The sequence below is a fragment of the Pseudomonas sp. TCU-HL1 genome (assembly GCF_001708505.1).
Lineage (GTDB): Bacteria > Pseudomonadota > Gammaproteobacteria > Pseudomonadales > Pseudomonadaceae > Metapseudomonas.
The window spans coordinates 1848865-1872304 of record NZ_CP015992.1 but is presented as its reverse complement, the minus strand read 5'-3'; the positions used below and the strand labels follow the sequence as shown (position 1 = coordinate 1872304).

The following is a 23440-nucleotide window of genomic DNA, read 5'->3' as shown; positions in this document are numbered from 1 at the left end:
CGATATCCGTCGCTTCAGTGCTCGCCGGCCGGACAGTTCTCCGGCGCAGCACTGGCGCGCGCTTCGGCCAGCAACCAGTCAATCAGCCGGCGCACCTTCTCCGCCGGTGGCGAACGACGACTCCAGGCCAGACGATAAGCCCAGGGCGTGGGCAGGCGACAACGCTCACCAAAGGGCAGAACCAGCCGGCCGTTGGCAATGTCGTCACATGCCAGGGCGGTAGAACCGAGAGCAAACCCCTGGCCACTCACGGCGCCCTGGATGGCGTGGCCGATCAGGCCAAAGCGCATGCCGCCCTTCACCGGGCCCGGCTTCCCCACGTAGGTAGCGAACCAGTCCTCCCAGCTCGGCAGGTGCAGGTTGGCGGTGTTCTTCCAGTGGGTGTGGATCAACCGTGCGCCAAGCATGTCCCGCGGGTCGCGCACAGGGCCGAACTGATCCAGGTACGCCGGGCTGCAGACCGGGAAAAATTCTTCGAGGAATAGCAGCTCGCTGGCAGGCAGGGGCGCATCGGTGGTGGTGAAACGAATGGCCAGGGTCGCCTCGCCGCGCTCCAGGTCGACGAGCTGTTCGGTGGCCTCCAGGCTCAGGGTGATGTCGGGGTTGGAAGCGGCGAACAGGTTGAGGCGGCGCATCAGCCAGTGGCTGGCAATGGAGGGCGCGCAGGTAATGTGGATGGGCCCCTCGTCCTGGCCACGCAACTCGTCGGCGCCACGGGTCAGCAACTCGAAGGCCTGGGCCACTGTAGCCGCCAGGCGTCGACCATTCTCGTTGAGACTGACGGTATTGCGGGTACGGTCGAACAGGCTGACCCCCAACTCCCCTTCGAGCAGGCGAATCTGCCGGCTTACCGCGCCAGGCGTCACCGAGAGCTCCTGGGCGGCTTCGGTGAAGTTGCGACTGCGGGCGGCAACCTCGAAGGTCCGCAAGGCGATGAGTGAAGGGAGGCGCATGACAGCTTCGCTTTGAGTTCAAGTCAAAGCATCATGACAAATCATCGTTTGAATGCAAGACGCCAGAAGACCGATCCTGCCTGCCATTGGCGGCCTCTACCGCCCCCTGCCTTGCGAGTTGAACGATGAAACCCTCCCGCCTCCCCCTGGACTGGTTCGCCTGCGGCCTGATGTTCGTCCTCTGTATCTGCTGGGGCTTCCAGCAGGTGGCGATCAAGCTGACGCTGGACGACGTCCCCTCCATCCTGCAGCTGGCCATCCGCTCCGGAGGCGCAGCGCTTGTACTCGGCGCCCTGGTCCTGTGGAAGGAGGGCCGCAGCGCCTTCACCGACGGAACCCTGTTGCCCGGGATCGCCGTCGGCGTGCTCTTTGCGCTGGAGTTCCTGTTCATCGGCGAGGGGCTGAACCACACCAGCGCCTCGCACCTGTCGGTGTTCCTTTACACCGCGCCCATGTTCGCGGCCCTCGGCCTGCACCTGATGCTGCCCGAAGAACGCCTGTCGCCCGTGCAATGGCTAGGCGTGCTGGTGGCCTTCGGCGGCATCGCCACGGCGTTCCTCGGCCAGCCTTCCGGTGCGTCCGGCAACGTCCTGCTGGGCGATACCTACGCGCTGCTAGGCGCCGTGGCCTGGGGCGCCACGACATTGGTGATCCGTGGTTCGTCGCTGTCCGAAGCCAATCCGGTGAAGACGCTGTTCTACCAACTGTTCGGTGCAGCGCTTGTGCTAACAGGGGTGGCACTGAGCACGGGCAAGACCGATATGCAGTTGACCCAGCGCGCCCTCATCAGCCTCAGCTTCCAGGTGGTCGTGATTGCACTGATGAGCTATCTGGCGTGGTTCTGGCTGCTACGCCGCTACCTGGCCTCGCGCCTGTCCGTGCTGTCCTTCATGACCCCGCTGTTTGGCGTGTCCTTCGGCGTGCTGGTACTGGGCGAACAGATCGACCTGTCGTTCACCGTCGGCGCCGCCCTGGTACTCGGTGGCATCGTGCTGGTCAGTGGCGCAGAGCTGTTGCGCGGGCGCCAGCAACGCAAGGTCCTGGCGCCATCGCAAGTCTGACTCCCCATCAGCGACGGCGGATGCGCTCCACCAGCACCCGCCCGTCCTGACTCCAGCGTCCACGCACTTCCACGAAGTCGCCCACCCCTGGCGACTTGTCGATGCGGCTGCCCGGCCCGAGCACCAGCGGCACTGAATCCAGAGTCCAGCCCTCTCCCAATCTGCCCTGCAGGCGCACCCGCGAACCCACTGGGCTGGGTGCGGGCTGACCATTGGCGTCGCGGGCGCCCTGGTCGATCCAGTCGATGATCAACTGGATTTCCTCGTCGCTGAGAAAAGGCGGGCCGTCGTAGGGCATCTGTGGCAGCGACTGGCCGCGAATACGTCGCACCAACTCGCTGGCAGCGGAAGCGCCGGGCACCACGCGCACCCGTTCGTGGCGATCGAGAATAGCCGCGTACGAGCTGAGCAAGAGGCCTTCCGGAGCCGACCCCATCAGGCCGTTGGTGGAATGGCATTTGACGCAGCGACTGGCAAATATCGGTGCCACATGGTTGTAAGTGAGCGGCTGGCCTGCCGGAGGGCGCTGCAGCGGCGCGGACTCAACCATGACCGAGGGCGGCCGGCTACCCGGCTGCAACCCACCGGCGATCCATTGTTCGAACACGCCGATCTCGGCATCGCTGAGAAAAGGCGGCCCGGTCATGGGCATGCGTGGCTGGCTCTGCCCCTTCAGGCGCCGGATCAGCTCGCTGCCCGCCGGGTCGCCACTGTTGACCACGGGGCGGCTCACACTGCCCTTGAGCAGTTCATCCAGACTCGTCAACCTGAGGCCCAGCGGCGCCGCCTCACCCGCGTGGCACATCACGCAGCGCACCTGGAGGATGGGCTGGATGTCGTCGTAGCTCACCGTCTGGGCCAACGCAGGCCCCTGCGCCAGGAACCACGAACAGAGGATGATCCGCGCCAGCCGCTCGCCCATTTCACGTCTGCCTTCCGCCAGGCTTGTCCGGCTAAGACTAGTGAAGGGGCCAGTAAAGCGCAGATTCGCGGAACCCCGCCCCGATCCGTCGGTCAGTCTATTCGAGGCCGGCGAGTGCCGGCCCCAAGCCCCGGGCTCTGTTCAGTCGCCGCTGTGGACCCCGGGGCTTTCCTGTGCGCGGGATGTCGGAAACGTCCGTATACAGAATCACCAATCTGACGTGTTTCCTCAGAGCCTGCCGTAGGCAATGATGGCGGCCGCGTGTTGCAACCGGAGAATTACTGAATGAAACCTGTCCCCCGCCTCACCGCCCTGCTGCTCGGTGCCGGCCTGATGGCCAGCCTTGCTGGCTGCGACCTGGCCGAGGAGTCGGCCAACAAACTGGCGGAGAAAGCCGAGGCGGCCGCTCAGGAAATCGTCCGGGAAGCCATTGGCGAAGCGGTCAATGAACTGAACAAACAAGTGGACGAAGTCCAGGCTTCGGCCAAGGAACTGCTCGGAGAGCAGAAAGAGGAAGAAGCCCGCGAGGAGCCGCCGCGCGCGCCTTCGAACAAGGATAAGGGCAAGAAAGAGGACGCCATGCTGCCACCCTCCGGGATTGAGACCTGAGTCTTTAAACAGCTGGCCGCAGCTGTCCTGTCCTGTCGCGGCCACTATCCACTGCGTATCGGGGCCTGGAAGCCGTCAGGCCCGCAGATAGCGCGGCAAGGGCCTGCGGTGAAGCACCTTGAGCGAATCCACCGGCGGAACCTCCCCATGCTCCAGCGCCAGGTCGCGCCTGAGCGTGCTGATCAGCCAATCCAGCTGTACCGAAGCCGCCACCACGCGCTGGAAAAATTTCCCCTCGCGCTCCAGTGTCAGCACAAAGCCACCGTCCGGCCGAGCCTTGGTGCTCAACTCGTATTCCGGAAAGGCGCTGATCAGTTTGTCAAAATCCAGATCCATGTCTTCTCTCCCAGAAAATTGATTGCTCCTGCACCCCATCTGCAGCGTGCATGCCACCCCTATGACAACGGAAACGCCAAATAAATCAGTCGTTTGCAAAATTTTTAAACAACTTTTGCCATGCATTGCGCACGATTTGAGGCATTTGCAGCGTGCAATTTGCAAGACCGATGAAATGCAAAGCCCCCGGCAGGAGCAGGCTCCGGACCGGGGGCTTTGTATTCAAGGTCGCGCAGGGCGCGACCTAAGGGCGGATCAGACCAGCTCTATGCGGTCGTCGTCGATGCGGATCAGGCCCTGCTTGTAGAGGCCGCCGATCGCCTTCTTGAAGGTGCCCTTGCTGACACCAAAGCGCTGGCTGATGAGTTCCGGCGGACTCTTGTCCGACAACTTCAGCATGCCGCCCTCCGCGCGCAGCGCGGCGATGATCTGCTCGCCAAGGCCACTGACCGCCTCCACACCCACCGGCTGCAGGCTCAGGCTGATCTTGCCGTCCGGACGGATTTCCTTGATGTAGCCCTGCTCACGCATACCGCTACGCAGGAACTTGAACATCTCGTTCTTGTGGATAAGGCCCCAGTGCTGCCCGTCGATGATGGCCTTGAAACCAAGGTCGGTCTGATCCGCCACCAGCAGATCGACCGCCTGGCCAGTCTTGTAGCGCGGTGGAGTGGCGTCCAGGTAGCGATCCAGGCGCGCGGTGGCGGTGATGCGGCGAGTGCGCTTGTCGAGGTAGACGTACACCACGCAATAGTCACCCACCTGCAGCGGACGCTTCTCTTCCGAATGCGGCAACAGGAGGTCCTTGGGCAGCCCCCAGTCGAGGAACAGGCCGACCCGGTTGATCTCCACGACCTTGAGGCTGGCAAAGCCGCCGACCTGCACCTTGGGCTTCAGCATGGTAGCTACCGGACGATCTTCGCTGTCGAGATAGAGGAAGACATTCAGCCAATCGCCCACGTCGGTCGGTTCGTCCTTGGGCACGTAACGCTTGGGCAAGAGGATCTCGCCGTCCGGGCCGCCGTCCAGGTACAGGCCGAAGTCCGTGTGCTTGGCCACCTGAAGTGAATTGAAACGCCCGATTAGTGCCATCTTCGCTACCTCTGAATGTCGAGGCGGCATTCTACTCGCTGACCGGGACGCTGGGTGAATCGAGTGGACTGGCAGCACGGCAGCCAAGCTCAACCCCGGCGTATTCGCCTGTCGGGCTTCGAGAGCCACCGACAGCGCCTGGCACGTTTCCCGTCCTGAGATTCTGTCCTTTCATCGCCAGACAGGTCGCAAGAACCTGCCTGAATTTTCATTCTGCAAAACTGTCTACTGGTCGCTAGCACAACGATGTTTCAGAATCATGTCGCCGAAACCACGACCTCCGTGCATTCCGGCATCACTCGACGGATTCTCACTGTCCCATCTCAGGAGTTCCTGTGCGCCCATTCAGCCGTTGGCTGTCGCAATCCGCATCGCTCGCAACACTTGGCGTGCTGTTCCTGGCGATCCCCCTCGCCAGCCGCTATTGGCTGGGCTGGTCCAACCCCTTCGGCTATCTCTCCGACCTCGCCTTCGGCACCTTCCTGATCGTGCTCCTGTACGGCCGTTCGCTGCTGCTGGCCCTGCCGCTGATGCTGCTCTGGTGCCTGATGGTCCTCGGCAATGCCGAACTGGTCGGCGCCGTCGGCCGGATGCCGGAACCGGGCGACCTGAAATACCTGCTCGACCCGCAATTCGTCAGCCATTCCACCCAGGGCGGCGGCATCACCCACCCGCACCTGGGCGCGGCATTGGGCGCCAGCCTGCTGGCGTGCCTGCTGTTCTGGCGGCACCGGCATCGCCCGCTGAACTGGAAATGGTTCGCCACGCCGGCCGCCCTGCTGATGGGGCACATCACCCTGCAATCCGTGCAACCCAGCGACGCCGACCAGTGGCGGCAGTTCAACCTGCCCCACAAACTGATGGCCAGCGCCGTGAACAGCGGCCAACTGGCAGTCGAAGACTGGCTTGATGGCGACAAGCCCGACACACCGCCGGACATCGCCGGCCTGGCGCGCCTCGACCTCGATGGCACGCCCCTGCTTCCGGGCCCCGGCCGTGCGCGCAACGTGCTGGTGATCACCCTCGAAGGCGTTCCCGGCGCGTACATTGCCGCCAACCGTGCAGCAATCAACAGCAGCTACCAGGAGTCGCTGATGCCCAAGCTCAGCGCCTGGGCCGAGCGAGCCATGACCACGCCCGACTACGTGCTGCACAGCCACCAGACCATCCGCGGCTTGTACGCCATGCTCTGTGGCGACTACAGCAAGCTGGATTCGGGTACGCCCAAAGGCCTGGAACTGCTGAACAACCCGGCCCGCGCCAAGGCCTGCCTGCCCTCGCAGATGCACCAGCATGGTTTCAGCACCCACTTCCTGCAGGGCGCCGGGCTGCGCTTCATGGCCAAGGACAAGATCATGCCGCAGATGGGCTTCGACAAGACCCTGGGGCGTGACTGGTTCCGCAACAAGGCCTACCTGGAATTCCCCTGGGGCATGGACGACAAGGCCTTCTTCGAAGGTGCGCAGACCTACGTGAAGCAGCTGCGCCAGCAGAAGAAGCCGTGGATGCTCACCCTGCTCACCGTCGGCACCCACCAGCCCTACTCCGCCCCCGCCGACTACCTGATGCGCTACCCGGACTCCAAGAAGGCCGCCATCGCTTACCTGGATGATGCGGTCGACGCCTTCCTCACCGGCCTGGAGAAACAGGGCGTGCTGAAGGACACCCTGGTCATCGTCACCTCGGACGAATCCCACGGCATCGAAAATGTCCGCCTCGCTTCGGCCTGGGGCTTCAACCTGGTGCTGGCCCCCGAGCAGGCGTCGCTGCCACCGATCAAGAGCGGCGTCTACGGCCACGTCGACCTGACCACCTCGATCCTCGACTACTTCGGCTACCGGGTACCGCAGAACCTCTCCGGCCGCTCGCTGTTCCGCGATTACGCCATCGGCCGCGAGATGATGTCCTATACCAACGGCAAACTACGCTACCACGACGGCAACGACACCTTTACCGAATGCGACTTCCGTCAGGTCTGCCGGCGCTACCAGAGTGAGGGTTTCATTGCCGACGAGGCCCGTTATCTCGGTAGCTACAGCGGCAAGAAAGCACGCCTGGTTTCCCAGCGTGCGGCGCTGCTTGACCAATCGCTGCAAGGCGGCACCCTGGGCCAGGAGTACCAGTTCGCCACGCGCGACCGCATCCGCCTGAAAGAAAAAGCCAGGGATGACTGGGCTGACAACCTGATCGGCGCGCAGTACATGGAATTGCCGAAGAACAGCCGCACCAGCGTGCAGATGACCATCAAGGTGCTGCGCATGGACAAGCAAGGTGCTCAGTTGCGCCTGAAAGCCAAGGAGTTCGAGCGCGACGTGGCCCTGCCGATTCCCGAAATGCCGCTGCTGAAACAGGGCAAGCCGCTGAAGGTCGACTTTGCCTTCGACAACCCCGAAGCACGCAAGGCCTTCTCCTTCCACCTGCTGGCCGAAGGTCGTGGCGTGATCGAGATCAGCGACTTCAAGGTGACCACCGAACCCCTGCCAACCTCGGCGGTTGCCGCCGACAACGGCGGACAGGTCGCGCAGAAGCGCCCGCTGCATCCAATCACCACGCTGTTCGGCCTCCTGGCCCGCCAGCAGGATGCGCTGGAGAGCGAAGGGGAAAACCCGGGCGACGAACGTGCGGTGCTGCCGGACAGCACCGAACTGCGCCTGCAGCAGTATCACTGAGCACCGCCTCCCCTCCCGCCCTGCCCCGTCACCCGGATGAAGGTCCGGGAACGGCGCCGCCATTTCCCGGATTGCATCCGGGCTACCCGGCTACAGGCGTCGCCTTGTGGGAGCGAATTCATTCGCGATTGAAATCGCTCCCACAGGATATTCCCCGCGTTGCCCGACCTAAGGCAGAGTCGCCCGCGTGGCATTTCGGCTATGGGCGCCGAAATGGCGGATCAGCCGCACCAGCGCCTGGTTGAGTTGCACATCATCGGGCAACGGCGCCAATTGGTTGTCCCGGCTGAAGCCCGCCGGTGCCTGGCCACCCACGCGCCATTGGCCGATGCGCGCATCGAAGTCATCGGCGGCGTCGTAGGACTCCTTGGACACCACCAGGCGCAGGAACTCGCCGTCGAAGGGCGGGTACTCACCATCCGCACGGTCATCGGCGTAGGCGCGCAGTAGCGGGCTGTCGTTGCGCCCCTCTCGCAGCAGCTTGCGCAACCAGTCGGCCTGGTACTGCTCGACCTCAGTGTGCCGGTTGGCCGCTTGTTCGATAGCCGCCAGCTTGTCGCTGTCCAGGCCCACCGCGGCTTTCAGCGCGATCCAGATCAGCCGGGGCGTACCATGACCCGGCAGGGCCTTGGCGTGGTACGGCTGGGTCAGATCCTGGATGTAATGCAGGCCCCAGCCGAGGAAGCGATAACCCCAGTACGGGTGACCGCTCTCGAAGGCGAAACGCGCCAGGCCGAGGTACTGGTAGACACGCACCTCCGGATAGGTACGCGCCAGGTAGGGTGCAGCGCGGTAGATGATCTTGTCTTCGTGGTAGTAGCCGATATGGAACGGCGCCTGGGAGGAGTACTCGAACCGGGCGTCGCCGAAGGGCTGCTTGCCGAAGTTGTAGCGCGCACCGACTTCGCCGGGGTTGTCGCTGAACAAGTTGATGTCGTGACCGTAGTCCGGCTCGTCGGCGGCACTGGCCACCACGGCCAGGGCGGGCAGCTTGTCGCCGGGCTGCACTTGGTAGAAGCGCCACTCACGCCACAGGCTGAGCTTGCGGAACACCAGCACATCGGCCGCGTCGAGAGGCGTGCGTCCGCTCCAGTCCATCCCCGGCAGGCCCTGGACGAAGTAGGCCAGCTTGATTTCGGGGTTCACCCGCAGCGCCATCAGGAAGGCCTTGCGGCGATCGCCGCCATGGGTGGGAATCCAGCGCAGGTCATCAGGTCGTGCGGGATAAGCCGACAGGTTCTCGCGGAAGAACTCTTCCTGCTCGTCCAGCAGTTGCTCCAGGGCCACGCCCTCTTCCTCGAGGAAGAACTCCAGGTTTTCCACCTCGACTGGCGGCGCATCCTTGATCTGCGGCAGCCCGGCCAGCGCCAGGGCGGTCCCCAGAGCGTGGCTGGACCAGGCCAGGGCCGCGGATGGCAAGCCAGCAAGGCTCAGGCTGAGGGCGAGCGCCAGGTACTTCATCGATCACTCCATGACAGGTTCGAGCACGGCGGCAGGGTAGCAGCCGCCGTGCGCGGCTTCACTGTCCAGCCAGGACAGCCGGACTCACCAATCAAGCCGACAGCCTTGACTCTAGTGCATGAAACGAAACGGCCGCCCGAGGGCGGCCGCTGCTGTCAGTGAAGCCTCACTGAATCTGCTCGGGCGTCACCACCACCCAGTTCTTGTCCGCCGTCACCGGCAGGCCCTGTTTGGCCTGGGCCTCGGCGTTGGCCTTCTGCATGGCGGTGATCTGGTCCATGTACTTGGCCTTGCGGTTGATCCACAGGTTGATACCGCCTTTGGCCACATCCGTGCCGTGGAACATCATGTAGCCGTCGCTGATCGGTGTGTCGCCAGCGACCAGGATGGGCTTCTTCCACTCGTCGATGTAGCTGAGGATGGCCGCGTACTTGCCGGACATCCAGGTAGCCGGGGTCCAGAGATAAGGGGTCAGTTCCAGGTCGAGGTTGGCTTTCTCGTCATATTTGCCATCGGTGATCTGCTTGCGGCTGGTGGTCACGGCACCGCTCTTGCGGTCCTTCAGCAGGGTGGTGACGCCGATGACGTTCTCCGGCTTGACGTTGTAGCCGTACTTCGGGTCCGAAGCGACCATGCGCACCAGCTCTTCGAGGGCGGCGGTCATGATGTAGACCTCGATACCGTTCTCGCTGAGTCTGTTCATCAGCTCCTTCTGGCCGCTGAAGATCTTCGGCGGATTGATCTCGATGGTCTTCACCTCGTCACCTTCGTAATAGGTGGCGGGGATCGGCTTGCCGTAGGCCATCAGCTCGTCGACGTACCCCTTCAACTCACGCAGGGTAAAGCCGGAGAACACCTGGGCGACCCAGGGATAGCAGACCAGGTCGTCCACCTCGCACAGGCGGTAGTAGTAGCTGTTGAGGCTTTCCTTATGCCCCTTCACATCCTTGAAGGGAATCAGCTTGAGGGATGGGTCGAGCTTCTCGCGGGTGAGCACGCCCTTCATCTCCAGGAAAGGCAGAAGCGATTCCTCCAGGTCGTAGCGATAGCTGGTGTTATCCATGTCGAACACGGCGAAGTTGCCCTGGTTGGCATGCTTGGCGATCAGCGCGTCCAGCTGCCTGGCAGCGGGTTCCGGCCAGTGCTTCAACTCGGTAGCGGCCTGGGCGCCGCCGGCCAACCCCAGGCACAGCGCGATGGACATTAGGGTCTTGGCGATCTTCATCTTCTTCTTATTCCTTCGATGGATGGCGTGAGGAAGCGCTACTCCTGCTTCGCAGCCGAACCTAGCAAAGGCCTCGCCCGGCCCCCGCTCCAGAACGACCTCCAGCATCCTCATCGCGCCACTGCATCACCCATGCAAATGCCAAGGGATTCAGCGCCTCTCGCCCATCAGCGGCTAGACTCAAGGCCCCTCAGAGCCGCCAGGAGAAGCGTCATGCTCAAAGCCGAATACAAGACCCGTGGCCCCGCGCCCCAGGACGTGATCGAAGCCGTGGAGTTCGAGCTGCCGCCGGTGGGCGCCGGCCAGGCCCTGGTAAAGGTGCTGGCCGCGCCGATCAACCCCTCCGACGTACTCACCCTGACTGGCGAATACGGCATGCTGCCGCCGCTGCCGGCCATCGGCGGCAACGAGGGTGTGGGTGAAGTGCTGGAAGTCGCCGCGGATGTTGCCAACCTCAAGCCAGGCCAGACTGTGCTGCTGCCTGTGGGGTGCGGCACTTGGCGTACGCACCTGATCGCCGACGCCAAACAGCTGATCCCGCTGCCCAGCGCCGACCCGCAGCAGCTGGCGATGCTCACCGTCAACCCGCCCACCGCCTACCTGATGCTGCGCGACTTCGTCGACCTGCAACCTGGCGACTGGGTCATTCAGAACGCCGCTAACTCGGGCGTGGGCAGCTACCTGATCCAGTTGGCCAGGATCCGCGGGCTGAAAACGCTGAACGTCGTGCGCCGCGATTCGGCGGTGGCGGCCGTGAAGGCCGAAGGCGGTGATGTGGTGCTGGTGGACGGCCCCGACCTGCCCAAACGCGTGCGCGAAGCGACCGGGGGCGCGCCGGTGAAGCTGGGCATCGACGCCGTGGGCGGTGCCTCCACCGACCACCTGGCAGCGAGCCTTGCCGAGGGCGGCGTGCTGGTCAACTACGGGCGCATGAGTGGCGAGCCTTGCCAGGTCAACCCCGGCTCCTTCGTGTTCCGCGACGTGACCCTGAAAGGCTTCTGGCTGGCCCGCTGGTTCCGCCAGGCCACCCCGCAGCAACAGATGCAGCTGTTCGGCGAACTGATCCAACTGATTGCCAACGGCAAGCTCAAGGCCCGCATCGCCGCGACCTACGACATCAGCCAGATCAAGGAAGCCGTGGCCGCCGCAGCCGGCGGCGAGCGGGATGGGAAGATCGTGCTGGTGCCTTGACCCCTCACCCCCAGCCCCTCTCCCGAAGGGAGAGGGGCGTCACACCGAGCGACTCTGCATCTGTGGGAGCGAACTCATTCGCGAAAGCGGACCGCAGATCCGCCCTGCCCCATCAGCGCATCACCCAGTACCCCAGCACGCCCAGGTGCGCGGCCACGATCAGCCAGAACTTTACCTGATAGGCGACCTTGCGGTTCTTGTGGCGGATCAGCCGCTGGGCCAGCAATCCACCCGGCCAGCCGCCCAATAGTTCCAGCAGGTGCAAGCGCGCTTCGGGAATTCGCCGTTCGCCGGCAACCGCCAAGCGTTTGTCCCGCCAATAGGCGACGAAGCACACCAGGCTCATTGCCGAGTAGCTGACCAGCAGCGCCTGGACGGGCCAGACGAGCTCGATTGACACGATTTACTCCGCCGCAGGCTTCTTGCGCTTGAGCGGCGCCAGCCCATCACCGCTCACCACACGGGATTCGTCGCGCGGCTTGCTGGGCTTGCGCTTGGGTGCGGCGGCCTTGGTGGTGGTCTTCTTGTCGCCCTTCTTGTCGGTCTTTTTCTTCTTGACGCCAACGGCCTTGCCAGATGCCTTGACCTTCTTCGGGCCGCTGTAGGTACCCTTGAGCTCCTTGATGACGCGGCGCTCGAAGCTCTGCTTGAGGTAGCGCTCGATGCTCGACATCAGGTTCCAGTCGTTGTGGCAGATCAGCGAGATGGCCAGGCCCTCGCCACCGGCACGACCGGTGCGACCGACGCGGTGCACGTACTCGTCGCCAGAGCGCGGCATGTCGAAGTTGATCACCAGGTCCAGGCCTTCGATATCCAGTCCGCGAGCGGCCACATCGGTGGCCACCAATACCTTGGTACCGCCCTGCTTCACGCGGTCGATGGCCAGTTTGCGGTCTTTCTGGTCCTTGTCGCCGTGGAGCACGAACGCCTTGTAGCCGCCCGCCACCAGGTGCCCGTACAGGCGATCGGCCTGGACGCGGGTGTTGGTGAAGATGATCGCCTTCTGGTAGGTCTCGTTGGCCAGCAGCCAGCGCGCCAGTTGCTCTTTGTGCTCGGGGTGGTCGGCCGTGATGATCTGCTGGCGGGTGCTCTCGTTGAGCTGGTCGATGCTGTTCAGGCGCAGGTGCAGCGGGTCGCGTAGCACATTGTTGGCCACCTCGCGCAGGGCGTTGCCACCGGTGGTGGCGGAGAACAGCAGGGTCTGCTTGCGGTTGGCGCAAAGTTCGGTGATGCGCTGCATGTCTTCGGCGAAACCCATGTCGAGCATGCGGTCGGCCTCGTCCAGTACCAGCACCTCCACCTCGCGCAGGTCCACAGTTCCAGAGTTGAGGTGCTCGATCAGGCGGCCGGGAGTGGCAATCAGCACGTCGGGCAGCTTGCGCAACATCGCTGCCTGCACCTTGAAGTCTTCCCCGCCGGTGACGATGCAGGACTTGATGAAAGTGAACTGGGAGAAGCGCTCGACTTCCTTCAGCGTCTGCTGGGCCAGTTCGCGGGTCGGCAGCAGGATCAGCGAACGGATGCGCTCGCGCGGCTTGGCCTCACCAATCAGGTGGTTCAGGAGCGGCAGGACGAAGGCGGCGGTCTTGCCGCTGCCGGTCTGGGCGGTCACCCGCAGGTCGCGCCCTTCAAGGGCCGGCGGGATGGCCGCCACCTGCACCGGGGTCGGCTCGACGAATTTGAGTTCGGCAACGGCCTTGAGCAGACGTTCGTGCAGGGCGAATTGGGAAAACACAGGGCTACCTCGGTCGAAAGCGTAAACAGCTGCATAGGTTAACCGGAGTCGCGACCAAACGCCCGAGTTCCGAGCGACAGAGCGACGGAAGCCCCAATCCGAAGTCCGCCCCATGAGCGGGACCATGTGCTAGTGAGTTTGGCGAGCCTGCTTGCGCAATAGATTGGCACTGTCCCAGCCGATCAGCAGCACCGCCATCCAGATCGGCAGGTAGGTCCAGAGCTGGGCGGGGTTGAAGGCTTCGCCCAGGAACGCGACCGCCACCGCAAACAGCAGCACCGGCTCCACATAACCGAGAATTCCGAAGAGCCCCAGGGGCAGCAAGCGGCTGGACGCCATCATGGCGGCAAAGGCCAGGGTGCCCAGCAGGCCGAGGCCCGGTATCAGCCACCAGAGCTGTGGCGACTGGCTGAACGCTCCGGGTGGCGAGAAGCTGACGATCAGCCAGATGGCCAGTGGGGCCAGCACGGCCATTTCCAGGATGAAGCCGGACAGCGCATCCAGCCTCATCCAGCGACGCAGCATGAAGTAAGGCGGGTAACCCAGGGCGGTAATCAGGGTCAGCCAGGAGAAGGCTCGCGTCAGCCAGAGTTCGTGGAGTACGCCCATCACCGCGCACGCGACGGCCAGCAGTTGCAGCGGCCGCAGCCGCTCGGCGTAGAAGACCCGCCCGGCTACCACCATCGCCAGCGGCAGCAGGAAGTAGCCGAGGGACACCTCCAGCATCCGTCCCTGCAAGGGCGCCCAGAGGAACAGCCCCCATTGCAGGCCGATGAGCACCGCCGCCAACGGCAGGGCGGCCAGCAGCAACGGCTCACGCCGCAAACGCCCGAGTACCGCGATGAAAGCTGGCCACTGGCGGGTCAGCACCAGCAACAACAACACAACCGGAATCGACCAGAGCACACGCTGGGCAAACACCTGCACGCCGTCCAGCGGCGCAAGTTCGCGCACGTAGCCGGGCATCAGGGCAAACAGGACGGAAGCTATCAGCGACAGCGCAACGCCGCGGCCAGACAGTTTCATGGCCACCTCGGCGCGCAGGACTGGGAATGGAGCGAAATCATCAGGGGCCTCGCAAAGCAGCCGGCGAACATACGCCTTCCTTGCCGCGAGCGAAAGCTTAACAAGGCGCAAAGCTGACCATCCGGGCAGGGCCGTCCTCAGCGTTGTTGAAAACGGCATGGACGGCGCGCAGGGAGGATGGAGGCTGCCTGTGGGAGCGAATTCATTCGCGAATGAATTCGCTCCCACAGGTGTTTGGCCACGATGGGGCATGTCGCGAAGTCATGCCGAGGTATGAGCCAGATCTGTCGCCCATTTCCCAATGAAAAAAGCCCGACCTGAACCAGGCCGGGCAGACAGGGTGCGCTCAAGGAGCCAAGGCGCACCAGGAGGAGCGGGGAGCGGAGCAGTGAATCAGGCCACCTGGGCCAACTGGGCCTTGGCAAAGGCCAGCCCTTTTTCCTGGAACTCACCCCCCATGTTCAGGCCTTCGGCGTGGATGAAGGTCACGTCATGGATGCCGATGAAGCTCATGGCCTGGCGCAGGTAGGGCTCCTGGTGATCCATCGGGCTGCCGGAGTAGATGCCGCCACGAGCGGTCAGGACGATGGCGCGCTTGCCGGTCAGCAGGCCCTTGGGGCCGGTTTCGGTGTACTTGAAGGTGACGCCAGCGCGCAGCACGTGGTCGAGCCAGGATTTCAGGGTGCTGGGAATGGCGAAGTTGTACATGGGCGCCGCCATGACCAGGACATCGGCAGCCAGCAGCTCTTCCGTCAGCAGGTTCGAACGCTCCAGGGCAACCTTCTCGCTTTCGCTCTGTTGGTCGGCCGGCTTCATCCAGCCACCCAGCAGATCGGCATCGAGGTGCGGCACCTGGTCAACAGCGAGATCGCGAACCTTGATTTCATCGGCCGGGTGGGCGACTTGCCACTTGGCGAAGAAATCCTGGGTGAGCTGGCGAGAAACGGAACCTTGTTGGCGGGCGCTGCTTTCGATGACGAGTACGCGGGACATTGGGGCTACCTCCATCGGGGGTTGAACAGGTCGATGGGGCGCAGATTAGTTCGTCATAAATCGATTAAAAAGCGTAAATATCCGCTGCAAAGCATCAAGAAAGTTGATTTGTCCAGAGCGGGGCACTAGGCTGATTCCTGTGCCCGAACCTTGTCCCGATTACTTGGGATTACAGGTCAGCTTGATGCGCAGCTTGAGCACCACGCGGCTGAAATTGGCGGTCAGGTAAGCGCTCTTGCCGCTCTCGATAATGGCCTTGCGCACCTTGGGGGTTTCCGGGCCGTTGACGAATACCGCCTTGCATTCGGCCGTGGTGCCGCCGACGTTCTGGATGTTGATGGCCGCCAGGTTGTTATCGATATCGGTGGTGTCGTAGACGATCTCGGCGCCGTTGTACTGTTTCTCCACCTCGATGGGGTAGGCGAAGGTCAGGGTCGGCAGCAAGGCAAGCACGACACAACACAGCTTTTTCATGGGCGTTCTCCAGAGTAGAGGGCGCCAGCTTAACAGAGGGCCGTAAGCGGAATCAGCGCCATGGGCGCGCGCAATCTGCCGGCATAAGCAACAAGAGGAGCAGCACAGCATGAAAGCCCCGCGCGTAACCCTGGACCAGTGGCGAACCCTGCAGGCGGTGGTCGACCACGGCGGTTTCGCCCAGGCGGCCGAAGCCACGCACCGCTCGCAATCGTCGGTCAGCTACACGGTTGCGCGCATGCAGGAACAACTGGGCGTGCCGCTGTTGCGCATCGAAGGCCGCAAGGCCGTGTTGACCGAAGCGGGCGAAGTGCTGCTGCGGCGCTCGCGTCAGCTGGTCAAGCAGGCGAGCCAGCTGGAAGAGCTGGCCCATCATATGGAACAGGGCTGGGAAGCCGAGGTGCGCCTGGTCGTCGACGCGGCGTACCCCAATGCCCGCCTGGTGCGCGCCCTCTCCGCTTTCATGCCGCAGAGCCGTGGCTGCCGTGTGCGCCTGCGCGAGGAAGTCCTGTCCGGCGTCGAGGAAGTGCTGCTGGAGGGCTCGGCCGACCTGGCCATTACTACCCTGGACATCCAGGGCTACCTGGGGGCGGGGCTCTGTTCGGTGGAGTTCATCGCGGTCGCCCACCCGGACCATCCTTTGCACCGGCTACAGCGGCAGATCAACTTCCAGGATCTGGAAAGCCAGCTGCAAGTCGTGATTCGCGACACCGGCCGTACCCAGCCGCGCAACGTCGGCTGGCTGGGCGCGGAACAGCGCTGGACCGTGGGCAGCCTGTCCACAGCCACCAACTTCGTCAGCAGCGGCCTCGGATTTGCCTGGCTGCCGTGCCACCTGATCGAGCGGGAACTCAAGGAAGGCCAGCTCAAGCCACTGCCCATGGAACAGGGTGGCAGCCGCCATCCCTCGTTCTATCTCTATGCCAACAAGGACAAGGCACTCGGGCCGGCGTCGCAGATTCTGGTCGAGCTGATCAAGACCTTCGATTCCGCCCCGCTGGACGCCCCCTTCGCCGCCCCGCTCCCCAGCGCCTGACAGGAGGTCAGCCAATGTCCTATTTCGAGAATGACGGGTGCCAGCTGCATTACGAAGATTACGGTCATGGCATGCCGGTGGTGCTGGTTCACGGGTTAGGCTCCAGTACCCGTGACTGGGAATATCAGGTCCCTGCGCTTGCCGCGCATTACCGGGTCGTCGTCATCGATGTGCGCGGCCACGGCCGCTCCGACAAGCCCCGCGAACGCTACAGCATCGCCATGTTCGCCGATGACCTGGCGGCCCTGATCGAGCATCTGGGACTGGTCGACGTGCATCTAGTGGGCATCAGCATGGGCGGCATGATCGGCTTCCAGCTTGGCGTCGATCACCCGGAGCTGCTGAGAAGCCTGACCATCGTCAACAGCGGCCCCGAGGTCAAACCCCGCTCACCGAAGGATTTCCTGGAAATCGCCAAGCGCTGGACACTCTCGCGCCTGCTCAGCCTCGACAGCATCGCCAAGGCCCTTGGCGGCCTGCTGTTCCCGCTGCCCGAACAGGCCGATCTGCGCCGCAAGATCGAGGAGCGCTGGCCGCAGAACGACAAGCGCGCCTACCTCTGTGCCCTCGACGCCATCATCGGCTGGGGCGTGCGCGAACGCCTCGGGCGTATCCTCTGTCCGACGCTGGTGATCACAGCCGATCGCGACTACACCCCGGTTGCGCAGAAGGAAACCTATGTGAAAGAACTGCCGAACGCGCGCCTGGTCGTCATCGAAAACTCACGCCACGCCACACCGCTGGACCAACCCGAACGATTCAACGCCACCCTGCTCGACTTCCTGGCCGAAGTGGAGCGTAACAAGGACCCGAAACCATGCTGAAAAAACTCGTCCTGGGCGCCTGCGCCCTGCTCGTCTCTTTCAATCTGCTGGCCGCCGACAAGCCCCACGTACTGCTGACCACCAGTGCCGGGGAGATCGAAGTGGAACTGGATGCCGACAAGGCCCCGGCGAGCGTGAAGAACTTCCTCGACTACGTGGACGCCGGCTTCTACAACGGCACCGTGTTCCACCGCGTCATTCCCGGATTCATGATCCAGGGCGGCGGCTTCGATGGTGACTTCAACGAGAAAGACACCCGCGAGCCGATCAAGAACGAAGCGGACAATGGCTTGCAAAACCTGCGCGGTACCCTGGCCATGGCCCGCACCCAGGTCGTGGATTCGGCCACCAGCCAGTTCTTCATCAACCACAAGGACAACGCCTTCCTCGACCACGGCGGCCGCGACTTCGGCTACGCCGTATTCGGCAAGGTCGTGCGCGGCATGGACGTCGTCGACCAGATCGCCAACGTGCCCACCGGCAATCGCGGCATGTACCAGAACGTTCCGCTGAAGCCGGTGGTGATCCTCTCGGCAAAACGCCTCTGAGCCCCGCGGGCCGGGCAGGAAGCCCGGCCCCCTGGCCTTTACCAGGATGGTCCCCATGTTGTTCCAACGCTTCGAGCGCCTGATCGACGTATTCCGCCAGGCGCCAGACGAAATGCCCCCGCGCAGCGTGCTGCGCTTCTACGTCCACTACCTGCGCCAGGTCTGGCCGATCTTCAGCGCCCTGCTGCTGGTCGGGCTGATTGTGGCCCTGATCGAAGTGGCGCTGTTCAGCTTCCTCGGCCGCATCGTCGACCTGGCGCAAGCCACACCCGCGGGCGAACTCTTCCAGCGGCACGGCACAGAACTGCTGTGGATGGCCGTTGTAGCCCTGATATTGCGGCCGCTGTTCAACAGCCTGCATGACCTGCTGGTGCACCAGACCATCAACCCCAGCCTGACCAACCTGATCCGCTGGCAAAACCACCGCTACGTGCTCAAACAGAGCCTCGGCTTCTTCCAGAATGACTTCGCCGGGCGCATCGCCCAGCGCATCATGCAGACGGGCAACTCCCTGCGCGATTCGGCGGTGCAGGCGGTGGATGCCCTCTGGCACGTACTGGTCTACGCGGTCAGTTCACTGGTCCTGTTCGCCGAGGCCGACTGGCGCCTGATGCTGCCGCTGGCGGCCTGGATCATCGGCTACATCGCGGCGATCGCCTACTTCGTGCCCAGGGTCAAGCAACGCTCGGTGGAGTCTTCCGACGCCCGCTCGAAACTGATGGGGCGCATCGTCGACGGTTATACCAACATCACCACCCTCAAGCTCTTCGCCCACACCCGCGAGGAGGAGGACTATGCCCGCGAAGCCATCGGCGATCAGACCCGCAAGACCCAGGCGATGGCGCGGGTGATCACCACGATGGACGCCACCATCACCATCATGGGCGGCCTGCTGATCGTCAGCACCTGCGGTCTGGCACTCTGGCTGTGGAACCAGGAGCTGATCAGCGTCGGCGCCATCGCCCTGGCCACTGGCCTGGTTATCCGCATCATCAACATGTCCGGTTGGATCATGTGGGTGGTCACCGGCATCTTCGACAATGTCGGCCAGGTCCAGGATGGCATGCAGACCATCGCGGTGCCGCGCCAGGTGACCGACCACACGAACGCCAAACCGCTCCAGGTCCAGCAGGGCGAAGTGCGCTTCGAACGCGTCAGCTTCCACTACGGCAAGGGCAGCGGCGTGATCGAGGGGCTCGACCTGCGCGTGCGGCCAGGCGAGAAGATTGGCCTGGTGGGCCCCTCCGGCGCCGGCAAGTCCACCCTGGTCAACCTGCTGCTGCGGCTCTACGACCTGGAAGGTGGGCACATTCTCATCGACGGCCAGGACATCGCCCAGGTGACCCAGGAAAGCTTGCGGGCGCAGATTGGCATGGTCACTCAGGACACCTCGCTGCTGCACCGCTCCATCCGTGACAACCTGCGCTACGGCCGCCCCGGCGCCAGCGACGCCGAGTTGATGGATGCCGTGCGCAAAGCCCGCGCCGATGAGTTCGTCCCGCTGCTCTCGGATGCCAGCGGCCGGCGCGGCTTCGACGCCCACGTTGGCGAACGCGGCGTCAAACTCTCGGGCGGCCAGCGCCAGCGCATCGCCATCGCCCGCGTCCTGCTCAAGGACGCGCCCCTCCTGATCCTCGACGAAGCGACATCGGCACTGGACTCGGAAGTGGAAGCAGCCATCCAGGAAAGCCTGGAAACCCTGATGCGCGGAAAAACGGTGATCGCGATCGCACACCGGCTTTCCACCATCGCCCGCATGGACCGCCTGGTGGTGCTGGACAAGGGGCGGGTAGTGGAAAGCGGCACCCACGCGCAGCTGCTGGAGCACGGAGGCCTGTACGCACGCCTCTGGCAGCACCAGACGGGTGGTTTCGTCGGCGTGGAGTGAACATCCATGTTCCTGGAGCGTGGACCTGCTGCCCAGCCGGGTGCGCCATGCGCACCCGCTCCCGGTTTTCCCGGCGTCACCCCTCCTAGCCCGTGCCCCTTCGAATCCCGCACTCGTGCACCACGACCAGTGGTGCTGCCGGCATGGAGAGAGCGCTTCGCTAGACCAGAAAGGAGAAAATTTCCGCATCTGCGACAAACGGTCGCAGCACCTCAAACACGGGCGATTCAGGGCGATCAAAAAACGATCAAAGCGGGGTCATCGGAACGCAGCGCTGAACTAACCGTTCTCAGTCGGTCAGATAAAGTCCCTTGTCAGCGAAACCCAACAGAGGAATACAAGCCCTATGAAAATGGCCTCGGTTGTAAGCGCCCTGCTCACTAGCCTCGCACCCAGCGTATTCGCCCAGGAAGGCATTCAGAATCAAGGCTCCGGCCTCGCGCCGGTGGATTACCACTACGGGATGGACGTCGATATTCAGAAGGTGCTGCACCGCACCGACACGTCCGGGAAAACAGGCGTAGTGCCCGTCACCCTCGTCTACGAAGACAGCGAAGGTGAAGTCCACAAAATCCGCTTCCTCGAGTGGGGCGGCAACACCGCCACCCCCGAACCCACTCAGATCGGCTGATCAGTCCCGCCGATAGGGCAGCAGGTCTCGCGCCTCCTCGGCGTAGGCCAGCACCCCTCCCCGCTCCTGCACCAGGAAATCGTCCACCGCGGCACGTAAGCCAGGATGGGCCAGCCAGTGCCAGGAGCGGGTGATCACCGGCTCGAATCCCCGAATCAACTTGTGCTCACCCTGGGCCCCGGCATCGAAGCGCTGGAGCCCCGTGACAATGGCCTGGTCGATGCCCTGGTAGAAGCACGTCTCGAAGTGCAGCCGATCGAACTCCGCCAGACACCCCCAGTAGCGCCCGTACAGGGTATCGCCGCCTCGTAGCGAGAACGCCATGGCCACCGGCCGGCCGCTTTGCAGCGCCAGGACAACGCGAATGGCTTGCGGCATGCGCTCCGCCAGCAGGCTGAAGAAGGTGCGTGTCAGATAAGGCGCCTGGCCACGCACCCGGTAGGTGTTGGCATAGCAGGCGTAGACGAAATCCCAGTCCGCCTCGCTCAGCGCATCCCCCTGCAGCCACTGGAACTCGATCCCCAGCCCCGCCACCTGCTCTCGCTCCTTGCGGATCTGCTTGCGCTTACGCGAGCTCAGCGCGTCGAGAAAGTCCTGGAAATCCCGATAACCATGGTTGCGCCAATGGAACTGGCAACCCAGGCGCTCCAGCCAACCTTCGCGGCCATGCAGATGGCGATCGGCAAAGGCGTCGGTGAAATTGATGTGCAGCCCGGACAACCCATCGGCGCTCACATCGGCGACGACGGCATCCAGCAGTTCCCTCGCCGCCGAATCATCCACCGCCAATAGCCGCGCCCCGCCGACCGGGGTGAAAGGCACTGCGGCCAGCAACTTCGGGTAATAACGGATGCCGGCGCGCTGGCAGGCATCGGCCCAGCTCCAGTCGAACACGTATTCGCCGTAGGAATGACTCTTGAGGTAAGCCGGCAGTGCGGCCCTCAATTCACCCGACGCGCCACGCAAAAGATGGTGCGCCGGGTGCCAGCCGCTGCGGCCGCCCACACTGCCACTTTCCTCCAGGGTCGAAAGAAAGGCATGGCGTAAAAAGGGCTGGTCGTCCGGCAGCAGGGCATCCCAGTGCTGCGGGTCGAGTTCGTCGAGGCGGAAAAGAGTCTGGATCGGCATGGCGCCAGTCTGGCGCGGGCCGCGATGGAAGAAAAGCGGGGACAAAAAAATGGGCGACCGAAGTCGCCCGAGGTGCCTTGCGTGCCTGTAAACCCAGAGAACTCAACGCGGCTTGCGTTTGTGCGAGTCCTTCCAGATGAAGTAACCAACACCGGCGAAGAAGGCGACCATGAGACCGACGGTGCCGATACCGGCGAGAACCACTACATCGACGAACATCATGTGCCTCCTGCGTTTGGCGTTGTTGCTTCGATGGGTTCAAGTTACTCGCACGGCAGGGGCGGAAAATTGATCTGGATCAATCGCCTCCATGGGCCTGCAAGAAGGCTGGCGGGATACTGATCCAGGTCAATTTTCGGAAGGTGTGAGACAAGGGGAAGGGGGGAAAGCTGTCTTGTGGGAGCGAATTCATTCGCGAATGAATTCGCTCCCACAAAGAGGTGGACAGGATCTCGGAGGGTCGCCGGGGGAAGGCCGGGCAGCCTCAGCGCTTCTTCGTCTTCTTGCCGCCCTTCTTGCCCTTGGGCAGCGAAAGGGGCATCGCCTGCTCGAATGCCTTGCGCATGTCGTTGAGGCGCTTGTCGTTGAGGTCGTGGATGCGCTTGTCGCGCTCGGCGCCGAAGTCGATCAGGTTGTCGTCGTTGCTCATCAGCGGATCCAGCGGAAAGTGAGATTGAGTCGGGGGGCGCAAGGGGTACGGGTCTTCGCCACCTGATGTTGCCAATAATGCTGCGTCGGCCCGCTCATGACCAGTAGCGCACCATTGCCCAGTTCCAGGGAGTGTTCGACGCGGCTCGCGCCCTTGCGGCGCAAGTCGAAACGGCGGGTGCCGCCCAGGTTGAGGGACGCGATCAACGGATTGCGCCCCAACTCCGGCTCGTCGTCGCTGTGCCAGCCCATTGAGTCCTGGCCGTCGCGGTAGTAGTTGAGCAACACCCCATTGAGCGTCTGCCCTGCGGCTTGCTCGACGCGCGCACGAATTTCCGCCAGCAGCGGCGTCCAGGGCAAAGGTTGGTGAGTCAGGCCGGAATAGCGGTAGCTCGCCTCCGGGTCGCCGTACCAGGCCACAAGGCGCGGAACCGGATAATAGCGGCCATGGAGGTAGACCTGGGGCTGGTCCCAGGGCGTCTCGGCCACCAGCCGTTCCAGCCAGTCGCGGGCTTCGCTCGGGGAGAGGAAGTGCGGCTCGTAGCGCAGTTCGGCGTCGGGCAGCTGGAGGGGGATATCGTCGAACAGGTCCACCGGCGTCGGCTTCAGCAAGGGAGATGGCTCATTCTGCCTCAGACCTCCACATCCACCCACAGTCCCTGCCTCGGCAGCTCCTCCAGAACGGCCTGGTCTTCCTCTGCCACATCCCCCGCAGCCAGTTCCTGTGGTGTATAGCCACGCCGCTGGCGACGGCGCTGCTCTTCGCGCAGCAACTCCTCGGTTTCCTGGGGATGGCGCTTGTCCAGGCCGACGGAGCTTTCCTGGGCGCTCTCCTGCATCGGCGTGACCGGCGGGATGTCCGGGCGTGGCTTGACCACGTCCTGCTGGGCAGTGACAGGGACCAGACCCTGGGGAATGGGTGGCAACATGATGAAGCCCTCCTTTGGTCAGTCTGTCGGCCGCATTGGGCGCTTCTTTACCGCCGCTCGC

Annotated in this window: 25 protein-coding genes; 9 read left to right on the top strand and 16 right to left on the bottom strand. The window is 63.7% G+C overall.

Annotated elements, in window-relative coordinates:
* Nucleotides 1-14: 14 nt before the first annotated feature.
* Nucleotides 15-953 (bottom strand): LysR substrate-binding domain-containing protein, encoded by a 939-nt coding sequence (locus tag THL1_RS08720; RefSeq protein ID WP_069082899.1) that lies wholly within the window; start codon nucleotides 951-953, stop codon nucleotides 15-17.
* Nucleotides 954-1078: 125 nt separating this feature from the next.
* Between THL1_RS08720 and THL1_RS08715 the strand changes: the two genes are divergently transcribed.
* On the top strand, nucleotides 1079-2014 hold the full coding sequence (locus THL1_RS08715; protein ID WP_069082898.1) for a DMT family transporter: 936 nt from the start codon (nucleotides 1079-1081) through the stop codon (nucleotides 2012-2014).
* Nucleotides 2015-2021: 7 nt separating this feature from the next.
* On the opposite strand, the gene THL1_RS08710 is transcribed toward THL1_RS08715, so the two are convergent.
* Nucleotides 2022-2936 carry a c-type cytochrome domain-containing protein gene (locus THL1_RS08710; RefSeq protein ID WP_069082897.1) on the bottom strand — a complete coding sequence of 305 codons (915 nt, stop codon included), beginning with the start codon at nucleotides 2934-2936 and terminating at the stop codon, nucleotides 2022-2024.
* 285 nt (nucleotides 2937-3221) lie between these two features.
* On the opposite strand from THL1_RS08710, the gene THL1_RS08705 reads away from it, so the two are divergent.
* Nucleotides 3222-3545 carry a hypothetical protein gene (locus THL1_RS08705; RefSeq protein WP_069082896.1) on the top strand — a complete coding sequence of 108 codons (324 nt, stop codon included), beginning with the start codon at nucleotides 3222-3224 and terminating at the stop codon, nucleotides 3543-3545.
* Nucleotides 3546-3620: 75 nt separating this feature from the next.
* On the opposite strand, the gene THL1_RS08700 is transcribed toward THL1_RS08705, so the two are convergent.
* Together THL1_RS08700 and THL1_RS08695 are read right to left on the bottom strand one after the other, a co-directional pair.
* Nucleotides 3621-3881, bottom strand: a complete 261-nt coding sequence (locus THL1_RS08700; RefSeq protein WP_069082895.1) for a DUF3509 domain-containing protein — start codon at nucleotides 3879-3881, stop codon at nucleotides 3621-3623.
* Nucleotides 3882-4136: 255 nt separating this feature from the next.
* Nucleotides 4137-4973, bottom strand: a complete 837-nt coding sequence (locus THL1_RS08695; RefSeq protein ID WP_069082894.1) for a CvfB family protein — start codon at nucleotides 4971-4973, stop codon at nucleotides 4137-4139.
* Nucleotides 4974-5308: 335 nt separating this feature from the next.
* Here THL1_RS08695 and THL1_RS08690 point away from each other — a divergent pair, with 335 nt between their 5' ends.
* Nucleotides 5309-7642 (top strand): LTA synthase family protein, encoded by a 2334-nt coding sequence (locus THL1_RS08690; protein ID WP_069082893.1) that lies wholly within the window; start codon nucleotides 5309-5311, stop codon nucleotides 7640-7642.
* Between the two features lie 168 nt (nucleotides 7643-7810).
* Here THL1_RS08690 and THL1_RS08685 read toward each other — a convergent pair whose 3' ends face one another.
* Together THL1_RS08685 and THL1_RS08680 are read right to left on the bottom strand one after the other, a co-directional pair.
* Complete coding sequence (locus tag THL1_RS08685; RefSeq protein WP_069082892.1) at nucleotides 7811-9103, bottom strand: phospholipase; 1293 nt, start codon at nucleotides 9101-9103, stop codon at nucleotides 7811-7813.
* A gap of 166 nt (nucleotides 9104-9269) precedes the next feature.
* Nucleotides 9270-10328 (bottom strand): phosphorylcholine phosphatase, encoded by a 1059-nt coding sequence (locus THL1_RS08680; protein WP_069082891.1) that lies wholly within the window; start codon nucleotides 10326-10328, stop codon nucleotides 9270-9272.
* Between the two features lie 213 nt (nucleotides 10329-10541).
* Between THL1_RS08680 and THL1_RS08675 the strand changes: the two genes are divergently transcribed.
* Nucleotides 10542-11519 (top strand): zinc-dependent alcohol dehydrogenase family protein, encoded by a 978-nt coding sequence (locus THL1_RS08675; RefSeq protein ID WP_069082890.1) that lies wholly within the window; start codon nucleotides 10542-10544, stop codon nucleotides 11517-11519.
* Between the two features lie 112 nt (nucleotides 11520-11631).
* On the opposite strand, the gene THL1_RS08670 is transcribed toward THL1_RS08675, so the two are convergent.
* From THL1_RS08670 to THL1_RS08650, 5 genes are all read right to left on the bottom strand, one after another.
* Nucleotides 11632-11919, bottom strand: a complete 288-nt coding sequence (locus THL1_RS08670) for a DUF1294 domain-containing protein (RefSeq protein WP_069082889.1) — start codon at nucleotides 11917-11919, stop codon at nucleotides 11632-11634.
* A gap of 3 nt (nucleotides 11920-11922) precedes the next feature.
* The gene (locus THL1_RS08665; RefSeq protein WP_069082888.1) at nucleotides 11923-13254 is read right to left on the bottom strand and encodes a DEAD/DEAH box helicase; all 1332 of its coding nucleotides are present in this window, start codon (nucleotides 13252-13254) and stop codon (nucleotides 11923-11925) included.
* 129 nt (nucleotides 13255-13383) lie between these two features.
* Nucleotides 13384-14280, bottom strand: coding sequence for an EamA family transporter RarD (gene rarD / locus THL1_RS08660; protein WP_069082887.1), 897 nt, complete (start codon nucleotides 14278-14280; stop codon nucleotides 13384-13386).
* A gap of 393 nt (nucleotides 14281-14673) precedes the next feature.
* On the bottom strand, nucleotides 14674-15273 hold the full coding sequence (locus THL1_RS08655) for an FMN-dependent NADH-azoreductase (RefSeq protein WP_069082886.1): 600 nt from the start codon (nucleotides 15271-15273) through the stop codon (nucleotides 14674-14676).
* Nucleotides 15274-15432: 159 nt separating this feature from the next.
* A complete protein-coding gene (locus THL1_RS08650; protein WP_069082885.1) occupies nucleotides 15433-15747 on the bottom strand; it encodes a 3-phosphoglycerate kinase in 315 nt (104 codons plus the stop codon).
* Between the two features lie 109 nt (nucleotides 15748-15856).
* Here THL1_RS08650 and THL1_RS08645 point away from each other — a divergent pair, with 109 nt between their 5' ends.
* The 5 genes from THL1_RS08645 (at nucleotide 15857) to THL1_RS08625 (ending at nucleotide 20674) form a co-directional block, all read left to right on the top strand.
* Nucleotides 15857-16783, top strand: a complete 927-nt coding sequence (locus tag THL1_RS08645) for a LysR family transcriptional regulator (RefSeq protein WP_069082884.1) — start codon at nucleotides 15857-15859, stop codon at nucleotides 16781-16783.
* Nucleotides 16784-16797: 14 nt separating this feature from the next.
* Complete coding sequence (locus THL1_RS08640; RefSeq protein ID WP_069082883.1) at nucleotides 16798-17607, top strand: alpha/beta fold hydrolase; 810 nt, start codon at nucleotides 16798-16800, stop codon at nucleotides 17605-17607.
* Nucleotides 17601-18155 (top strand): peptidylprolyl isomerase, encoded by a 555-nt coding sequence (locus tag THL1_RS08635; RefSeq protein ID WP_069082882.1) that lies wholly within the window; start codon nucleotides 17601-17603, stop codon nucleotides 18153-18155. Before THL1_RS08640 ends, THL1_RS08635 begins: the two co-directional genes overlap by 7 nt.
* 55 nt (nucleotides 18156-18210) lie before the next feature.
* Entirely contained in the window at nucleotides 18211-20043 is a 1833-nt protein-coding gene (locus THL1_RS08630; RefSeq protein ID WP_069082881.1) for an ABC transporter ATP-binding protein, read from the top strand.
* 346 nt (nucleotides 20044-20389) lie between these two features.
* Complete coding sequence (locus tag THL1_RS08625; RefSeq protein ID WP_069082880.1) at nucleotides 20390-20674, top strand: DUF2790 domain-containing protein; 285 nt, start codon at nucleotides 20390-20392, stop codon at nucleotides 20672-20674.
* On the opposite strand, the gene THL1_RS08620 is transcribed toward THL1_RS08625, so the two are convergent.
* From THL1_RS08620 to THL1_RS08610, 5 genes are all read right to left on the bottom strand, one after another.
* Nucleotides 20675-21802, bottom strand: coding sequence for a GNAT family N-acetyltransferase (locus THL1_RS08620; RefSeq protein ID WP_069082879.1), 1128 nt, complete (start codon nucleotides 21800-21802; stop codon nucleotides 20675-20677).
* Nucleotides 21803-21904: 102 nt separating this feature from the next.
* The gene (gene ccoM / locus THL1_RS31175) at nucleotides 21905-22021 is read right to left on the bottom strand and encodes a cytochrome c oxidase subunit CcoM (RefSeq protein ID WP_280326068.1); all 117 of its coding nucleotides are present in this window, start codon (nucleotides 22019-22021) and stop codon (nucleotides 21905-21907) included.
* Between the two features lie 265 nt (nucleotides 22022-22286).
* Complete coding sequence (locus tag THL1_RS30290) at nucleotides 22287-22451, bottom strand: hypothetical protein (RefSeq protein ID WP_145928275.1); 165 nt, start codon at nucleotides 22449-22451, stop codon at nucleotides 22287-22289.
* Complete coding sequence (locus tag THL1_RS08615; protein WP_069086455.1) at nucleotides 22451-23044, bottom strand: alpha-ketoglutarate-dependent dioxygenase AlkB family protein; 594 nt, start codon at nucleotides 23042-23044, stop codon at nucleotides 22451-22453. The genes THL1_RS30290 and THL1_RS08615 overlap by 1 nt, the downstream gene beginning before the upstream one ends.
* Nucleotides 23045-23082: 38 nt before the next feature.
* Nucleotides 23083-23379: an aspartate-semialdehyde dehydrogenase gene (locus tag THL1_RS08610; protein WP_069082878.1), complete on the bottom strand. Its 297-nt coding sequence runs from the start codon at nucleotides 23377-23379 to the stop codon at nucleotides 23083-23085.
* Nucleotides 23380-23440: the final 61 nt, after the last annotated feature.